At 61.4% G+C, this 17,960-nt stretch carries 18 protein-coding genes; 5 read left to right on the forward strand and 13 right to left on the reverse strand.

Annotated features, from left to right (window positions below; genetic code table 11):
- Positions 1–136 precede the first annotated feature (136 nt).
- From ruvB to QZ408_RS07005, 13 genes are all read right to left on the reverse strand, one after another.
- The gene (gene ruvB / locus QZ408_RS06945; protein WP_292490520.1) at positions 137–1,132 is read right to left on the reverse strand and encodes a Holliday junction branch migration DNA helicase RuvB; all 996 of its coding nucleotides are present in this window, start codon (positions 1,130–1,132) and stop codon (positions 137–139) included.
- Positions 1,129–1,719: a Holliday junction branch migration protein RuvA gene (ruvA, locus tag QZ408_RS06950; protein WP_292490521.1), complete on the reverse strand. Its 591-nt coding sequence runs from the start codon at positions 1,717–1,719 to the stop codon at positions 1,129–1,131. The genes ruvB and ruvA overlap by 4 nt, the downstream gene beginning before the upstream one ends.
- Before the next feature lies 1 nt (position 1,720).
- Positions 1,721–2,191 carry a crossover junction endodeoxyribonuclease RuvC gene (ruvC, locus tag QZ408_RS06955; RefSeq protein ID WP_292490716.1) on the reverse strand — a complete coding sequence of 157 codons (471 nt, stop codon included), beginning with the start codon at positions 2,189–2,191 and terminating at the stop codon, positions 1,721–1,723.
- Between the two features lie 123 nt (positions 2,192–2,314).
- Positions 2,315–3,139 carry an ATP-binding cassette domain-containing protein gene (locus tag QZ408_RS06960; RefSeq protein WP_292490522.1) on the reverse strand — a complete coding sequence of 275 codons (825 nt, stop codon included), beginning with the start codon at positions 3,137–3,139 and terminating at the stop codon, positions 2,315–2,317.
- Positions 3,099–4,019, reverse strand: coding sequence for an ABC transporter ATP-binding protein (locus QZ408_RS06965; RefSeq protein WP_292490523.1), 921 nt, complete (start codon positions 4,017–4,019; stop codon positions 3,099–3,101). The genes QZ408_RS06960 and QZ408_RS06965 overlap by 41 nt, the downstream gene beginning before the upstream one ends.
- Positions 4,020–4,061: 42 nt before the next feature.
- Positions 4,062–4,901: an ABC transporter permease gene (locus QZ408_RS06970; protein WP_292490525.1), complete on the reverse strand. Its 840-nt coding sequence runs from the start codon at positions 4,899–4,901 to the stop codon at positions 4,062–4,064.
- Complete coding sequence (locus QZ408_RS06975) at positions 4,898–5,881, reverse strand: ABC transporter permease (RefSeq protein ID WP_292490526.1); 984 nt, start codon at positions 5,879–5,881, stop codon at positions 4,898–4,900. Before QZ408_RS06975 ends, QZ408_RS06970 begins: the two co-directional genes overlap by 4 nt.
- A gap of 10 nt (positions 5,882–5,891) precedes the next feature.
- On the reverse strand, positions 5,892–6,653 hold the full coding sequence (locus QZ408_RS06980; protein ID WP_292490527.1) for a class I SAM-dependent methyltransferase: 762 nt from the start codon (positions 6,651–6,653) through the stop codon (positions 5,892–5,894).
- 134 nt (positions 6,654–6,787) lie between these two features.
- Positions 6,788–8,572, reverse strand: coding sequence for an ABC transporter substrate-binding protein (locus QZ408_RS06985; protein WP_292490528.1), 1,785 nt, complete (start codon positions 8,570–8,572; stop codon positions 6,788–6,790).
- Entirely contained in the window at positions 8,569–9,642 is a 1,074-nt protein-coding gene (locus tag QZ408_RS06990) for a PGF-pre-PGF domain-containing protein (RefSeq protein ID WP_292490529.1), read from the reverse strand. Before QZ408_RS06990 ends, QZ408_RS06985 begins: the two co-directional genes overlap by 4 nt.
- A 112-nt stretch (positions 9,643–9,754) precedes the next feature.
- A complete protein-coding gene (locus QZ408_RS06995; protein ID WP_292490531.1) occupies positions 9,755–10,054 on the reverse strand; it encodes a hypothetical protein in 300 nt (99 codons plus the stop codon).
- Between the two features lie 121 nt (positions 10,055–10,175).
- Positions 10,176–10,421, reverse strand: coding sequence for a DUF5671 domain-containing protein (locus QZ408_RS07000; RefSeq protein WP_292490532.1), 246 nt, complete (start codon positions 10,419–10,421; stop codon positions 10,176–10,178).
- Positions 10,422–10,423: 2 nt separating this feature from the next.
- Entirely contained in the window at positions 10,424–11,440 is a 1,017-nt protein-coding gene (locus QZ408_RS07005; RefSeq protein ID WP_292490533.1) for a hypothetical protein, read from the reverse strand.
- Between the two features lie 505 nt (positions 11,441–11,945).
- On the opposite strand from QZ408_RS07005, the gene QZ408_RS07010 reads away from it, so the two are divergent.
- From QZ408_RS07010 to QZ408_RS07030, 5 genes are all read left to right on the forward strand, one after another.
- Positions 11,946–12,851, forward strand: a complete 906-nt coding sequence (locus QZ408_RS07010; protein WP_292490534.1) for an ABC transporter ATP-binding protein — start codon at positions 11,946–11,948, stop codon at positions 12,849–12,851.
- A 1-nt stretch (position 12,852) separates the two neighbouring features.
- Positions 12,853–13,992 (forward strand): ABC transporter permease subunit, encoded by a 1,140-nt coding sequence (locus QZ408_RS07015; protein WP_292490535.1) that lies wholly within the window; start codon positions 12,853–12,855, stop codon positions 13,990–13,992.
- A gap of 448 nt (positions 13,993–14,440) precedes the next feature.
- On the forward strand, positions 14,441–15,346 hold the full coding sequence (locus QZ408_RS07020) for an ABC transporter ATP-binding protein (RefSeq protein WP_292490536.1): 906 nt from the start codon (positions 14,441–14,443) through the stop codon (positions 15,344–15,346).
- Positions 15,347–15,350: 4 nt separating this feature from the next.
- Positions 15,351–16,475, forward strand: coding sequence for an ABC transporter permease subunit (locus QZ408_RS07025; protein WP_292490538.1), 1,125 nt, complete (start codon positions 15,351–15,353; stop codon positions 16,473–16,475).
- A 5-nt stretch (positions 16,476–16,480) separates the two neighbouring features.
- Complete coding sequence (locus QZ408_RS07030) at positions 16,481–17,902, forward strand: NEW3 domain-containing protein (RefSeq protein WP_292490539.1); 1,422 nt, start codon at positions 16,481–16,483, stop codon at positions 17,900–17,902.
- Positions 17,903–17,960: the final 58 nt, after the last annotated feature.

Genomic DNA, 17,960 nt, shown 5'->3' on the forward strand with positions numbered 1-17,960 from the left:
GCCCCCCCGGGGTGATTAGCCACCACGGTACGCTATATCGGGGCGAGTCAGGGAAAGGCTGATTTCATGTGTGCAGCCTGAGGCATAGCCTCATGAGCGTCTCATACCAAAGGGATTGAGTCGTCCGGGGGGCCAGTCACTCCCGGGACGCCGGCTCGATATGGTTCCGTGCAGCCGGCGTCGTCTCCCGGCCCTGGGGAGTCCGCTTGATGAACCCTATCTGGATCAGGTAGGGTTCGTAGACCTCTTCGACCGTTCGCACCTCTTCCCCGACCGAGATCGCGATCGTCTTGACGCCCACCGGCCCGCCGCCGAAATCGTGCGCAATCACCGAGAGGATACGCCGGTCGAGTTCGTCCAGGCCCAGCCGGTCGATGCCGAGCATGGTCAGCGCGAGGTCGGCGGTCTCCTCATCGATGCTGCCGTCGCCCCTGATCAGGGCAAAGTCACGCACCCGCCGGAGCAGGCGGTTTGCGATCCTGGGCGTTCCGCGGCTTCGCTTCGCGATCTCGAGCGCGCCTCCCGGGGTGATCGGGGTATGCATGATCCCGGCGCTCCGCCGGACGATCGTTGCCAGGTCCTCGACCTCGTAGAGATTGAGCCGGAAGATGAAACCGAACCTGTCCCTGAGCGGAGACCCGAGCAGCCCGACCTTTGTCGTCGCGCCGACGAGGGTGAACTCCTCAAGCGGGAGCTGCACGGACCGTGCTCCCGGCCCCTCGCCGATCATCACGTCGATGCAGGAGTCCTCCATCGCCGGGTACAGGATCTCCTCAACCACCGGATTCAAACGGTGGATCTCGTCGATAAAGAGGACGTCGCCCCTGGAGAGCGCCGTCAGCTGGGCGGCAAGGTCGGCCGGCCGGTCAAGCACCGGGCCGGTGGTGGTCCTGATCGCCACCCCCATTTCCCGGGCGATGATCCGGGCAAGCGTCGTCTTTCCAAGGCCGGGCGGCCCGGAGAAGAGGATGTGGTCCAGGGACTCACTGCGTTTCTTTGCGGCCGCGATAGCGATGGCAAGGGTCTCCTTCACCTGCGGCTGACCCACAAACTCGTCGAACCGCGCCGGCCTGATCGCGGCGTCGTCCGGCTCCTCCAGCAGGGCGGCGGGCGAGGTGATCCGTTCCTTCATGGTCGCTCCCGCAGGCGGGCAAGAGCGGCGCGGATCAGGTCCTGCACCGTCGGAGCGGGCAGGGTGGGCAGGACGGCGCCGACCGCCTCCTCTGCCTCGCGCTCGGAGAACCCGAGCGATACCAGGGCGCTCACCGCGTCGCCGGCCTCCACCCGGCGCCTGCCGCCGGGCAACGTCGCCGCGCACTTCTTCATCTTGTCTTTCAACTCCAGGATAAGGCGTTTGGCGCTCTTTGGCCCGATACCCGGGATCCGGGTGAGCACCTTTTCGTCGTCGTTTACGATCGCGATCGCGAAGTCTTCAAACGATATCCGCGAGAGGATGTTCATGGCGGTCTGGGGGCCGATCCCGGTGACACCGATCAGGATCGTGAAGAGTTCCCTCTCGCGCGGGTGGACGAACCCGTAGAGCTGGATGTCGTCGTCACGGACCACCATATGGGTGTGCACCATGACATGGGCCCCTATCTCTGAGAGATCCTGCAGCGTGGGCCCTGTGACCTGCACCCGGTAGCCGATGCCGCCGATGTCGATCACCACCCACCGGTCGCCGGTGGATGCCAGTTCTCCGGAAAGATGGTCTATCATATTACCGCACCATATTGATATGGCAGAGTGCAATGGCGAGGCCGTCCGCGGCATCGTCCGGCTGGGGAAGTTCCTGCAGGCAAAGAAGCCGCCGTACCATCTCCTGCACCTGGTGTTTGTCGGCACGCCCCGACCCGGTCACCGCCAGTTTGACCTGGTTCGGGGTGTACTCGGTGACCGGGATCTCTCTCTCTTCTGCAGCGAGAAGGATGACGCCGCGCGCTTCACTGACGTGCATGGCAGAGGTGATGTTTCTGGAGAAGAAGAGCTGCTCAAGGACGATGCAGTCGGGTGCGTACTCATCAAAGAGCAGCGAAACTCTCTCGTAGATCTCCAGCAGCCGCCGGGAGGGACGGCTATCGCCTCCGGTCTCGATGCAGCCGAAGGTCAGGGGGACCGGGCGGGGATCGCACCTCCTGAGAACGCCGTACCCGGTCCTCGCCACCCCGGGGTCGATCCCGATCACGATCATATCCCTCACGCATGAGTACTCCGTTCTCCTGCTAGATACCTATTTCGCGGGGTTCCGGTCACCGGCACCGGTTGACCCCTCACTCCGGGGTGCCGCCGCCGGGCTCCGAGGCGACACTTTCGATCATAGGTACGCGCGCCTCTTACCCCGGTTGCCTTCGTGGTTTCCAGCAAGAAATCCCCGGGTATATGGGTGGACCGGATGCCTGAAAACATCTTCTGTGTCACCGATCTCTACGATCCTGCCCCTGCACATGACGGCAACCCGGTCGCTCATATGTCTGACGACCCTCAGGTCATGAGAGATGAAGAGATAGGTCAGGCCCATCTCGCGTTTGAGGTCGGTCATGATCTCTAGCATCTGCGCCTGGATCGAGGCATCGAGGGCTGAGGTCGGTTCGTCCGCAACGATGAATGCAGGGCTGAGAGCGAGTACGCGGGCAAGGGCAATCCTCTGGTTCTGCCCGCCGGAGAGCTCTCCGGGACGACGGTTCAGGTGCTCCGGCCCGAGACCGACTTTCTCCACAAGTCTTCCGACCTCCGCCGAGATCTCCCGGCGCCCCGTCATCCCCATAAGCCTGAGCGGTTCGGCGATGCTCTCTCTGGTCGTCATCCGCGAGTTGAGAGAGCCGTTCGGATCCTGAAAGATCATCTGCATCCTCGGCCGCAGTCGCCTGAGTTCCTTTCCGGAGAGGGCAAAAATATCACTCCCCTCAAAAAAAACCCTCCCCGAAGTTGGTTCAAGAAGGCGAAGCAGCAGCTTTCCGAGGGTTGTCTTCCCGGAGCCGCTCTCTCCGATAAGCCCCAGTGTCTCTCCCTTCCTGATCCCGAACGATACATCGTCCACAGCAACGGAATGATGTTTCCTGACAAAACCCGTCGAAAAATCGCGGGTGAGTCCTTCGACCTCAATCATAGAGCAAACACCGCACGAAGCGCCCCTCTCCATACTCTCTCATCTCGGGATGTGCTGCACGGCACGCAGGCCCGGCGCGATGGCATCGCGGGTGGAAGCGGCAACCGACCGGCGGGCTGATCAGCGACGGGCTCACACCCGGAATCGGGACAAAACCCCCCTCAGGGAGGGAAGCAAGAAGCGCGGCGGTATACGGATGGAGAGGATCGCAAAGCAGCAGATCCGCAGGTCCGCACTCCACCAGCTCTCCGGCATACATCACGCCGATCCGGTCGGAAACCTCGGCAGCCACTTCCAGATCATGGGTCACAAAGAGCATCCCTCGATCCGCAAACGTTCTCTTGAGGATCTCCACGACCTCCCACTTGACCGCGGCGTCAAGACCGGCCGTCGGCTCATCGGCAATGATGAAGGAAGGGTCGCATGCAAGTGCCAGCGCGATCATGGCCCGTTCCCGCATCCCACCGCTGAACTGGTGTGGATACTCCTTCGCCCTCCGTACGGGCTCTGGGATACGCACCGCATCGAGCATCCGCACCGCCTCCTCCCTTGCCGCATCCCGGCACAGGCCCCGGTGGAGACCGACGGCCCACGCGATCTGATCGCCGACAGAAACCACCGGGTTCAGCGAAGTGGCCGTGTTCTGAAGCACCATTGCGATCTCGCCGCCGCGCACCTGCCTCATGTCCTCCTCATCGAGAAGGAGGAGATCCCTTCCCCCGAACAGGATTTCTCCCCCGACCCGTGCGTACGAAGGAAGAAGCCTGAGAGCCGCCATGCCAAGAACTGTCTTTCCCGAACCCGACTCCCCGATGAGCCCGAAGGTTTCGCCAGCAGAGATCCTGAGGCCAACTCTGTCCACCGCACGGACATCACCATCGGAGGTCGGAAAAATAACGTTCAGATCCCGCATCTCCAGGATAGTATCAGCAAATTTCATATTATTCACTCCGGATCACAGCCGTCTCTCCCAGCATTCGTCCTTCTTCTGCATCCCAAACCCGATCAGCATAAAGCCAAGGACCGCAAGCGATATACAGAACCCGGGAGGGAGATACCACCACCAGCAGCCCCGGATAAACCCGCCCTGCGAATACGCGTAGGAGAGCATCATCCCCCAGCTCTTCTGGAGGGGATCGCCGAGCCCCAGAAAACTCAGGCCCGCCTCGGTGAGCATTGCCCCGGCCACAGTAAGGACGAACTTTGCAAATGCGACGTCCAGGGTGTTCGGGAGGACATGCCTGACCATGACATAGCCGTTGCCAAGACCCATTGCCCGTGCCCCCTCAACGAAGGGCATCTCCCTTACCTGGAGCACCCGAGAGCGCACAACCCGGGCCGTCGAGGTCCACCATAACAATCCGATAACCAGAATGATATTCCAAAGTCCGGGGCCTAGATATCCTGCGAGGATGATCATGAAGGGCAGGCCCGGGATGAGCAGGACCACATCGGTCATCCCCATCAGGAGATCGTCGAGGTACCCCCGGTAATATCCCGAGAAAAGACCAATAAGCGTCCCTATGATAACCGAGACAAATGCAGCCATAAACCCGATCAAGATAGAGATCCTCGCCCCGTAGACCAGTTCGGAGAAGATGTCCTGCCCGATGTCGTTGGTACCGAGAAGATGGTCCGGGCTTGGGGGGAGGAAAGGAATCCCGGTCTTCCAGGGATCATATGGCGCGATCACCGGGGCAAGGACGGCAAGAGAGACAAAGAAGCCCAGAATGCAAAGACCAAGGAAAACAGACCGTTGTCGTGCAGTGAGACCGAACGCAAAACGATCCGTCACGCCTCTCCACCTCCCCGGACTCTCGGGTCGAGCACGGCATACAGCAGGTCGGCACAAAAGTTTGCGACCATTACACAGAGAGCAATCATCAGGAAAGACCCGTTCAGGAGTGGATAATCACGCGCGATCACGGCGTCGTATATGAGCGTGCCCATGCCGCCCCAGGAAAAAATGATCTCGACAAGAAGCGCCCCAGAAACCAGAAAACCAAAATCCAGGGCGATCATCGTGATGACCGGGAGGACAGCGTTCTTGACGACATGATATCTGAGGATATCACGTTTCGCCATACCGATCGCCCGTGCTGTCAGCACATAATCCTCGTCCTTCACCTGTACGACAGAATTACGCATCAGTATGACGTAATAAGAGGCATTGAATACGGTCAGAACCGCAACAGGCAGCGCCATATGCCACAGCACGTCGACAATCCAGTCCACACCCTCCATACCCCCCGAACAGATCCCACAGAGAGGAAACAGGGGGAATGTGAACGAAAAAACAAAGACAGACAGCATTGCAAGCCAGTACCTGGGGGTCGCATAGACAAAGAGTGAGAGGGGGGTCAGAACGGAGTCTAACCGGCCGCCCTGCCGCCATCCCGCCGCAGCACCTGCGACAACGCCGATGATGACACCAAGAACCAGGGACGGCACCAGGAGCACGAGAGTCCATTTCAATCTGAAGAGGATCAGATCGAGGACCGGTTGCATGTAGTGGTACGAATAGCCCCAGTCGCCCTGGAACAGATTGAGAATGTAGGCGACGTACTGCTCGGGAAGCGGACGGTCGAGGCCGAACTCGATCGTCAATTGAGATACCAGATCCGGAGAACTGTAATAGAGTTCTTCTCCGAGGATGTTGAGGAAAGGGTCGCCCGGCATCATTCTCGGGATCAGGAATATCAGGGTTACGATGACGACACCTGATATGAGGTATCGCAGACATTTGCGTGTGGTATATCCGACAAAAGGTTCCATTTGCCGCTCCTCAGACTCCAGGCCCGTTGCGGCGCCACCTCACGACGGCATCACGGTAGGTTCTCCGGGCCTGGAGTTTCCCGTCGATATTTTCGAGCATTCCCTTCGACGCGAGGGCAGCCCGGAGCCTATCCTCGGTATCGCGGTCGAAATCCCGGCAACGACGGAAGGAGCCGGACAGGATGGAATAGGGAATGAAGGTTTCCCGGTTCACGATCTCAACAGAGGCCTGCACCCCCATCTCACAGAGACAGGCATAGAGGTGAACGCCGCGGGGAGCCGGGTCGTACTCCCCGAAAACCGAGGCTAAAATTTCCTCAAAACCGTGATCCACCAGATTGATGAGGATGAGTTCTCCCCTCGTCGCTTCAATCATCTTCTGAAGTGCATCGCCAATATCCGGCATGAAAAAGCAGTATGCGGCAAGAACCAGATCGTACTCTCCGATATCGTCTCCATCCACATCCTCCCACCGCTGCCTGATAATCCTGATGTTCTCGATCCTCTCATTCCGGCTCCTCTCGATGAGTCGGGCGGCCTGTCCGGCTGATGGTTCCACGGCGACAACCGAACCAGCCACCCGCGCAAGCGGAATGGTATAGGCGCCGCCGCCCGCACCGATCTCAAGGACCGAAGACCCCGGAGTGAGAGAATCCAGGACTATCTCCAGCAGAGGTCCAGGGTAGCTGGTGTAGCGGAAGAACTCCAGATCCCTGTCTTCTGCTCCACACGTATCCCAGAACTCCCCGAAGGTCGTACCTGACTCTTCCATCTGGCGTATCCATGCCGAACGCAGGTACAACCGCTTCCATTCGTCTGCTAGAACAGGCATTCAGACTCTTCCTTCGGGCAGCATCAAATCTAAACAAAACACCGGAGGTCGTTCAAAAAGGGGAACCGGTATCCCTACGCCACCGGCTCCAGAGCCATCCAGCTCCAGTAGTTGCACGGCCCATAACCGTTCATCGGAACCCACCCGGTCCACCTGTCGGTTCTGTAGGGGTAGAGCGGATCGGCCCAGATCAGCGGTATGATCGGTCGTTCTCTTGCAACATAGTGCTGGAGTTCGGAACGTGCGGATTTCATGCCCTCGATATCGGTCGCAAAGAGTATCCTCTCTGTAAGATCCACCAGCGCCGGGTCGGTGCAGGTACCGATCCTCCCGGGCATGTCCACGTAGTAGAAAATACCCGACGGGGCGGCCATGTTTACATAGGGCGTAGACAGGCCGATGAGCATGGTATAGTCACGGTTGACAGTTGCCCGGTTCTTGAACTCCTCCGCGCTCAGGCTCTCCACGTAGATGTCAAGCCCGGTCTCCTTCAACTGGTCGGCAAGCACCTCGGCACACCTTATGTGGAGGGGCCGGAGATATGGGGTGATCGGGATCCTGAGCTTTTTGCCGTCAGGGTCTTCACGGAGGCCGTCGCCGTCGGTGTCCACAAATCCTGCGGCGTCAAGGATCTCTTTCGCCTTTGTCAGGTTGTATTCACAGCTCGGGATCGAAGGGTCATAGCCCGGGACCGTTGTGGGAAGATACCCCTGTCCGGGGATATGCCCATACCCGGCCGTGACCGTATCGGCCAGACCCTGGTAATCGATGGCGTAGGAAATCGCTTCTCTGAACTCGGGCATCTCGGCCGGATGTTGCCGGTACCCGAAGACGAGATGGAAAGGAACGCCGATATCAGGGACAGAGCCCACGTTGACCCCGCTGCTGCCTGCGAGATCGGAGGCGTACGACCAGGGGACCGGGTTATAATAATCGAGTTTGGCGTCGATCTCACCTTTTTTCAGGGCCATGGCCAGGGAGAAAATGTCCCTGTAATAGCGCCACTCAATCCGGTCGATCGCCGGGACGCCGCCGGAATGATACCGGTTGGCGTTGAGATAGGCGACACCGGCGTCCTGATCGTAGCGGTCGAAGACGAAGGGTCCGCACCCCACCAGGGCGTCGGGGCCGTTGTATTTCTTCGGGTCATCCACCATCTCCCAGACATGCTTTGGTACGATGTAGGTGGCTGGGATGTCGCCCATCAGGGTCGTTGCCGCGACCGGTTCATTGAAGGTGATGATCACTGTCCGATCACCGACGACCTCGGTACGGTCGAGATAGGTATCCAGCCACTTCCCTTGATAGAAGAGGATGTGCTCCTTCCAGTACTCGAAGCTGAATGCCACGTCCTCAGGCGTGACCGGCATACCGTCGTGCCACCGTGCCCCTTCGACAAGGGTGAAGGTGATCGATCTTCCGTCAGGAGATATCTCCCAGTCCTGGGCAAGGCAGGGAGCGATGCTCATGTCGGGGTTGAAGATCACAAGAGGGAGATGTGTAAACCCGCAAAAGTTCGAATCATCGTACCAGGGTGGAACGAAGGCGTTCATCAGCGAAAAATCGTGGAGCTGCAGACCCAGGTGGAGGGTGTCGACCGGTTCTTCGTCACGGGGCAGGTAAATGAGGTAGTTGTACGCCGCACAGGTGAGCGCCTCCCGATCGAGGGATTCAATATTTTCGTCAAGGTAGGTCGCCTTCATGTATGGGTGGATAACCCCTGAGAGTTCGGCAACTGAGATCCTGCAGTCGCTATTCACGTCCCCCGGGATGCCTGCGCTGACTGCCGCCACGCAGGAGAGCAGGAGCAGGAGGGCTGCAACCCCCCGGATCAGGTTCCGTTCAGGTATTCCGTTCATTCATCTCGCCTCCGTCCCGCCGTCACGGCCGCGGCCGCGCCCAGCGCGATCACCAGGCCGCATACGCCCATCGGGGCCTTCGCCGTCGTGGCCTCCGCGGCCGCCGGCAGGTTTGTCGCCGTCGCGGCGGCGCGTGCGGTGGTCGCGGCGGACTTCGTCTCCGTCACCACGGGGCTTTCCGTTGTAGCCGCCCGCTCCGTTGCGCTGATGGCAAAGAGCGAGAAACCGGGCGAAACCGCCTCGAAGTGGAAGAAATCCCCGTCTTCGCCGGTACACGTCGTCGTCAGGGCCGTCCAGTTGCCGTCGTAGCGGTAGAGGGTGATCGACGACGGGTCGACGCTCGCGTTCTCGGCCCACGATCGGTTCACGGAGAAGGTGATCGTGGCGGAGACCTCCGCCACGGTCAGGTTTGTCGCGGTCAGGTTGAGGTAGCGGTACGCAACCCCCGGCACCTCCGGGACCTCAGCGGGGCGGGTCACAGGGGCGGCCGAGAGGGACGTGGCGAGCGAGGTATTCAGGGCTCTTATCTCGATCCGCGTTACCGGGGACTCAGTAAACTCCACCGTTCCATTCTCCCCCCGGTCGAGCAGAAGGGGGGCGGGGGTTTCCGTGACAGAGGACGAGACGGACGTCGGGCCACTGTCGCTGCCGCCGTCGCTGCCTCCGGTGTACCGGACGGCAACCGGGGTTGCGTCGATCGTCCCGTTCACCTGGTTTAAGGCGTCGTCCCAGACGCCGGTGATCGCTCCATCTCCCGTGGACGGGGCCCGGACCCGGTAGGTGATCTCTTCGTCGCGGATTACCGAGAAGATGACGTGCTGCCCCGAAGACTCGGCCCGCCCCTCAGGAAGGGAGGTGCCTGCATAGGTAAACCCCGGCGGCAGGGTCTCAACGATCCCACCGATCTCGAGATCGGTGATGTTCAGGGCGACCGTAAACTCCGTACCAGAGTACGGCGTCGTGACGAGGCTCCGCGTCACCCCCGCGGCGGCGGGTGCCGCCAGTACTGCGAGTATTATGGTCGCAACGAGAAGGATCTTAATCGTAGCAGATTCCTCTAAATTTGTCATACTAAATACACGATAGAATCTCGATACATATAACTGTAACCATTCTCCCTCCACCGAAGGGCCTTTTTATCGGAATGCCAGAATAATAAGTTAGTTCCCGGAAATCCCCCTCTTACCGGGACAAACCTGCGGGCGGCACACCATAGAGCGATTCCCTGCTCTTCTGGCAACCATTAGAGACCTCGGGCAGGCCGTAGCGGAACCAGAGCGCCGCGGACGCCTGGCGGAGGGCGGCCCGGATTGCCGGGCGTGAAACGCGCCCGAACCAGGGCCGCACCCCTCCCTGAAGCACCGTTTGAGGGCCCCCCTCATCGGTCCAGACTCCCGCGCCCCGCACCAATGCGGTGGCGTCGATCAACGGTCTCGCGGTTGCCGCCTGCACCGCCATGCGGTCCGGTTGCTCCGCTGCCATGTTCAACTCCCCGTCAATCGCCGGGCCCGGGTAGAACTTTCTCCCCCGGGGCTCACGGGAGTGAACGCGGACCCTTCTCGGGCCCGCCGGCGTAGCAGCGAACCAGGGCCAAAGATAGCCCTCAGTGCTCCTTTTGGAGCAGCCTCCAGTGATACGCCCAGACGATGAGCCCCACCACGACCTGCGCCACGCTCCCGGGGAGAGCGGGGTAGTACTGCGGTACCGGGTAGGGCTGGGGCGCCGGGTAGACGAAGACCTCGATTGCGACCGCGATGAGGTTCACGCTACCTATGATCGCGACGATGAGCGCGACAAACGAGACGGCGTAGAGGTAGCCCCTCCACGCGGTGAGGCCCTCCGTCGCCACACCTACCTCCTCCGTCCCGCACACACCGCAGCCCCGGCGCCGAGGAGCGCGACGGCGGCAAGCGCGACCGGAAATCCGGGCGCCTGCGTCGGCGTCGGCGCACCACCGCTCTGGACCTTAAACTGCCCGACCTGTGCGGAGGACGGCGCCGTCGGTGCCGCGGTCGGGACCGGGAGGGAGACCGGCGACTTGCTTCTCGTGGAGTCGAGCACCACCCCCGACTGCCCGCCGGCGAGGACCACCTGCGGCGGCGGGGCCAGGGTGATCCGGCCGGTGCTGGTCGCAAAGGCCGCACCGCCCTCGACGAGCCGGATGCTGATCTCGTAGTCGTAGCCGTTTGGCACCGTGACGCGCACCTGCTTCTCGGCCGCTCTCTCCCCGGTAATTGTCCCGAGCGGCCGGGATTCCCGGACGGCCGTGATCCCTGTCTGGAGGTTGACGACCCGGACATCCATCGCGAGGTCCCCGGAGGAGGCGCGGCCGCCATTCGTGATGGTTGTGACGATATCGAGTGTGATCGGGTCGGCGGCGAGGTCAGGGGTCATGACATCGAGCGCGGTGACAGAGAGGAGCGAGTAGGCCAGCCTCCGCTCGATAACCGTCCTGTCCGGGAGGTAGACGTTCACCGATCCCGATTCCCGCATACGACCGCCCTGCCACACTTTCACCCAGATATCGTAACGCCTGCTATTCTCAAGCACCAGCGAGACCTCCTCCTTTATGGTCTTCCCCGGTGTCAGGTTGCCGATTGGGAGAACCGTCTCCGCGACGACGATATCCGTCCCGGCCTCCTTCGCACTGACCTGCAGGTCGATGCTGCCGACATCAGCATAGACAGCGTCGAGATAGGGGATCACCACGACGGTGGTGACGTTTGACGGCGGCTGCCCGTCCGGAATGCTGATATCCATGCTCCTGATCGTCACATAGCCCACCTGGGGCTGGGGCGACGTGCACCCGGCCGCGAGCACCAGAGACAGGAGCACGACGACCGCTGCTGCACCGAATAGCCTTCTCATACTGCACCGGGAGAACCTTCTGAGCACCAGGAGAAAAGGTTTCCGGATGGCGGCTCCTCCTGACGGGTCCCCGGGAGAAAAGACAGGCGAGAGCCGTTATTATCACGCTGGTAGGCCCGCTGCCCGGAGATGTGCCGGGAACTGGGCGACCCCGGTTACCCTGTGGCCGCCTCGAGGCCGCCCGGCCTTCGGAACCCGGGTCGTCGATAGGTTCGATATTTTTCGTAGTTTACCATTGATTTATCGCCGCTCGCGCCCATGCTGTTACGTAGAACGCCAAACGGATGGGCGAGCAGGGTCGGCTCATGCCGCGCGGGAGCCGGCACACCGGCAATTCCCGAATTTGCGACGAATATACAGGCCCTCCGCGTAAAATAGTGGTTTAACAACGGCGGAAATCGTGTTCCTGCCTCGACGTGTAGACGCGTGTCACAGAAAACGTTAATAAGAGGATATCGAAGTCTGCAGTAGGCGCCGCCGGACTGGCCAGGCGGAGTGTGAATTGATGATACGAACAGAGAACCTCACGAAGGTGTACAACGGGAAGACGGCCGTCGACGGCCTGAACCTTGAAGTCGGGGAAGGCGAAATATTCGGCTTCCTCGGCCCGAACGGAGCGGGAAAGAGCACGACAATCCTGATGCTCACCGGCATGATCGAGCCTACCGGCGGGCGCTGCCTCGTCGACGGGATCGAGGTCGCCAACGACCCGCTGAATGTCAAGAAGATCATCGGCTACCTCCCCGAAGACGTTGGGTTCTACGGGAACCTGACCGCCGAGCAGAACCTGGACTACTTTGCCCGGTTCTACGGGATGGACGCAAAGGAGCGAAAGACGCGAATCGCAGAACTGCTTGCGCTGGTCCACCTCGACGGCGTCACCCAGAAGGCCGGGGAGTACTCTCGCGGGATGAAACAGCGGCTTGGGCTTGCCCAGGCGCTGATCAACGATCCGAAAGTGCTCTTCCTTGACGAGCCGACGGCAAACCTCGACCCCGAGGGAGTCAGGGAGTACCGGGAACTCGTCGAGCACCTCGCCGCTGAAGGAAAGACGGTCTTTGTCTCTTCCCACATCCTCTCCGAGGTCAGGGAAGTCTGCCGGACCGTCGGGCTGCTCGCGAAGGGGAAACTGGTCGCGCAGGGAACCCTCGAAGAGGTCGCCCGGACGCTTGCACCTTCGGACGGCGATACCGTCAGGATCGTGGTCGAGACCGGGGAGCGGCTGCCCGACCTCGATGACCCTGAGATCATCGGCGTCGAGAGGAACGGGAACCGGGCAGTTGTCCGGGCAACGACCGACATTCGGGACCGGCTTGCAGCAACCCTCTTTGAGCAGGGGCTGCACATCAGGGAGATGCGGGTCGAAGAGCCTGATATCGAGGACGTCTTCATGGCGATCTACCGGAGGTGATATGATGGCACTCGATCGATTGCTCAACGTAGCACGGAAAGAGTTCTCCGACCACATCACCAGCAGGCGCTTTGTCATCATCCTCGCGCTGTTCCTCGTGATATCGGCGATCGGCATGCACACCGGCATCGGGCACTACAATGACAGGCTCGAGTCCTACAACCAGCAACTCCAGCACATGGAGGAGAGTGATGTTCATATCAAGGTCGCCGGCCCCTACGCGGGCTGGATGCCCGAGAAACCCTCGATCATGCTCATCTTCAGCGCCATGATGGCCTACATGACGACGCTTGGTGCCGTCCTTGCCATCGCCATCGGGTTTGACCTGGTCTCAAAGGAGAAGGAGACACGATCGTTAAAGTCGCTCCTCTCGCACCCGATCTACCGCGACGAGATCATCAACGGCAAGGCGGTCGGTGGTATCGCCGCGCTCGGGTTTGCCATGGCACTCGCCCTCGCCATATCGCTTGCGATGCTCCTCCTCTTCTCGGTCGTCCCGACGCTTGAGGAGTTTACCGCAATCCTGATCTTCGGGGCAGTCTCACTCGGGTTCCTGCTCGCCTACTTCGCGATCGCGCTCACGATGTCGACGGTCTCCCGCGAGAGCGGGAACGCCCTGATCTACACCCTCGTGATCTTCTTTACCGTCTCCACGCTCCTCCCGGTGCTCGGGATGATGGCCGGCGACGCCTTCGCAGGCGAGCCGCCTGAGCCGCCCCAGACGGCACCCATGCCGAGAGAAGTCATACGTGTCGGCAACGGCGGACATTTCACCACCAGCGTCTCGAACGCCGCGGTGCATGGCGGCGAGGCGGAGGAAGATCCGGTGGGGGTAGATCCGGAGTGGCAACAGTACGAAGAGGATATGAAGGCATATAGCGAGAAAAGGCTCCTCATAAACGACGTCACAAACCTCCTCTCGCCGCAGATGAACTACTACAAGGCCGCGATGGCGGTCACGAACCCCCGGATCGCCGCGATGATGAACTCACCCTACAGCTCGCCCCCGATGTCGCAGGAGACCCCCGGGCTTGCCGAGGCGCTCAGCACCGTCTGGATGAACATCGCTGCGCTGATCGTCTTCCCGTCGGTCTTCTTTGCCGCGGCCTACATCAAGTTCATGAGGATGGATATCAGATGACCGCGAGAAAAATCCTCCTCACCGTGGCGCTGGCCGGTTCGGAAGAGCGGGACACTGCAGACCGAGATCCGGTGCGACTTTCCCGGGGAACTGATCGAGGCCGGCGATACCGTCGTCTTCGATCTTTTTGTCACAAACCGGGGGATGCCGGGACGTTTCGTGGTCTGTCACCCGCGGCCACCCATACCGGCACAGAGCGCCGAACGGAGGATCGGGCAGGGGGCGTCACGACCACCGGCATCAGAGATCAGGGGCACCGCGCGGGTGCCGTAATCCCGGACAACCACCAGGCCCGGCAGATCTCCGTGCCCCGCCGGAAAAGCGCGGCGATCTCCGCGCACGAAATCCTGATTCCGCCCAGACGTGTAGACGCGTGACACAGAAAACGTTAATAAGAGGAGATCAAAGTCTGCAGTAAGCGCCACCACAGGCCCAGGTGGAGTATGACATGATACAAATTGAGAACCTCACCAAGGTATACAACGGGAAGACGGCCGTCGACGGCCTGGACCTTACGGTCGGGGAAGGCGAAATATTCGGCTTTCTCGGCCCGAACGGAGCGGGGAAGAGCACGACGATCCTGATGCTCACCGGCATGATCGAGCCCACCGGCGGCCGGTGCCTGGTCGACGGGATCGAGGTCGCAAAGGACCCGCTGAAGGTGAAGAAGATCATCGGCTACCTCCCCGAAGACGTCGGGTTCTACGGGAACCTGACCGGCGAGCAGAACCTGGACTACTTCGCCCGGTTCTACGGGATGGACGCAAGGGAGCGAAAGGAGCGGATCGCGGAACTGCTCGAGTTGGTCCACCTCGATGGGGTCACCCAGAAGGCCGGCGAGTACTCCCGCGGGATGAAGCAGCGGCTTGGGCTTGCCCAGGCGCTGATCAACGATCCCAGAGTGCTCTTCCTCGACGAACCGACGGCAAACCTCGACCCGGAGGGGGTCCGGGAGTACCGCGAACTCGTCGAGCGCCTTGCCGGCGAAGGAAAGACGATCTTCGTCTCCTCTCACATCCTCTCCGAGGTCAGGGAAGTCTGCCGGACCGTCGGGCTGCTCGCGAAGGGGAGACTGGTCGCGCAGGGAACCCTCGAGGAGGTCGCCCGGGCGCTTGCGTCCCCGGACGGCGACGCCGTCAGGATCGTCGTCGAGACCCGGGAGCACCTGCCCGATATCGAGGACCCCGAGATCATCGCCGTCGAGCGGAACGGGAACCGGGCGGTCATCCGGGCAACAACCGATATTCGGGACCGGCTTGCAGCCTCCCTCTTCGAACAGGGCATGCATGTCCGCGAGATGCGGGTCGAGGAGCCGGATATCGAGGACGTCTTCATGGCGGTCTACCGGAGGTGAAGTGATGGCACTGGATCGATTGTTCAACGTAGCTCGAAAAGAGTTCTCCGACCATATCACCAGCAGGCGGTTCGTCATCATCCTGGGCCTTCTCCTGGTCATATCGGCGATCGGCATGCACTCAGGCATCGGGAATTACAACAACATGCTCGAGTCCTACAACCAGCAGCTCCAGCACATGCAGGAGGTCGATGTCGACGGCCCCTACGCGGGCTGGATGCCCGAGAAACCCTCGATCATGCTCATCTTCAACGCCATGATGAGTTACATGACGACGCTCGGCGCCGTCCTTGCCATCGCCATCGGGTTTGACCTGGTCTCAAAGGAGAAGGAGACACGATCGTTAAAGTCGCTCCTCTCGCACCCGGTCTACCGCGACGAGATCATCAACGGCAAGGCGCTCGGGGGTATCGCCGCGCTCGGATTTGCCATGGTGCTTGCGCTTGCTATATCGCTTGCGATGCTTCTCCTCTTCTCGATCGTCCCGACACTCGAGGAGTTTGCCGCCATCCTGATCTTTGGGGCAGTCTCGCTCGGGTTCCTGCTCGCCTACTTCGCGATCGCGCTTACGATGTCGACGGTCTCCCGCGAGAGCGGGAACGCCCTGATCTATACCCTGGTGATCTTCTTCACCGTATCCACGCTCCTCCCGGTGCTCGGGGCGATGGCCGGGGATGCCCTCGCAGGCGACCGGCCTGAGCCGCCGCAGTCGGCCCCCATGCCGACCCCCGTGGGGAGATCGGTCACCGCTACCGCCAGCGGCGGCGGATCTTTCACCACCAGCGTCTCGCAGTCGGTGGTGCACCGTGTGAGTGAAGGCCTGGACCCGGAGTGGCAACAGTACGAAGAGGACGTAAAGGCGTATACAGAGAAACGAATGCTCATAAACGACGTCTCAAATCTCCTCTCGCCGCAGATGAACTACTTCAAGGCCGCGATGGCGGTCACGAACCCCAGGATCGCCGTGATGATGAACTCACCCTACAGCTCGCCCCCGATGTCGCAGGAGACCCCCGGGCTTGCCGAGGCCCTCGGCAAGGTCTGGATGAACATCGCCGCGCTCATCGTCTTCCCGTCGGCCTTCTTTGCCGCGGCCTACGTGAAGTTCATGCGGATGGATATCAGGTGAGGACGATGACCGGCAAAAGATACCTCCTGGCTCTCATCCTCATCGCGGCGCTTGCCGTCCCGGGGGCGGCGGCTGTACAGAGCGGGACGTTGCAGACCGATATCCGGTGCGACTTCCCGGGCGAGCTGATCGAGGCGGGCGACACCGCCGTCTTCGATCTCGCGGTCACCAACCGGGGGGATACCGGGACATGCCTCCTCAACTACTGGACGTTCCGCGGCACCGACGGGTGGAAGATCCGGTTCGAGGCCGGAGACCGCGACGTCTACCGGATGCTGATCCCGGCCGGGGAGACAAAGACCGTCCGCCTGGTGGCGGAGACCTCCGGCCATGCCGCGGTGGGAGAGTATCCCATCCGGGTGGGTATCGGCGAGGGCACGATCTGGGTCTATGTCCGGGTCACGAAGACGCACGAGGGTGAAGTGGGAACCCTCGAACTCACCGTTGTGGATAAGGAAGGGAACGTCGTGAAGGGCGCCGATGTCGGCCTCTACGACGGCGATGCCCGCGTCGAGGGGATGCTCGCGACCGCCGAGGGCAAGGTCTCCATCGGCGCCCCGATGGGCACCTACACGGTCAACGTCGCCAAACCCGGCTACCGGTCGTGGGAGAAGGAGGGCGTCGAGGTCCGGATCGGTAAGACGACCGCTCTCGGGATCGTGCCGCTCGAGAAGGAGAACTTCTTTGCCGAGATCCGGGTGAAGTCCCCCTCCCGGATGGCGGCGATCGGCTCGAACCCACAGTACGAGATGACCCTGAAGAACGCCGGCAGGAACGACGACACCTACGCTCTCTCGGTCGATGGCCTCCCCGAACAGTGGTATGCCCGGTTCAAGGAGAGCCGGGACGCCACCGAAGAAGTCTCGGAGATCTACATACCGGCGGGCGAGGAGAAACCCCTCTACCTCGATCTCATCCCGCCCTACTCCGTCGATGTCGGCGAATATAACTTCACGGCGGTGATCGACTCCTCCGCCCGGCAGTATGAGGAGAACCTGACACTCCGGCTCCGGGGGTCATACACCATGCGGACCTACGCGAAGAGTTACCGCCACGAGATCAACCGCGGCGACACCCTCGCGTTCGACATGACGGTCTCCAACGCCGGCGTCGGGGGCGCGCTGACGAAGATCGGGATCAACATGAGTGCACCGGAAGGATGGCGGGCGACCGTCGACCCGGCAACGGTCGCGAGCCTCGAGCCCGGCGAGCGGGCGACGGTGCGCGTGACGGTGGTCCCGCCGGCCGATATCGTCGCCGGCGAGTACAAGGTCGTCGCCCTGGTGAAGAGCGACCAGGCCGAAGGGGAGGATGAGTTCAGGATCGTGGTGAAGGAGCAGTCCTACGTCGCGATCCTCGGCCTCCTGGTGATGGCCGGGGTCGCCGCGGGGCTCTGGTATATGTTCAGGAAGTACGGCCGCAGGTAGGGCCGGAACCCTGAGTATCTATTTTTCACTGTTGAAACCCTGTTCTGGCCGTGGTGGG

The sequence above is a fragment of the Methanoculleus sp. 10 genome (genome assembly GCF_913757945.1).
GTDB lineage: Archaea > Halobacteriota > Methanomicrobia > Methanomicrobiales > Methanoculleaceae > Methanoculleus.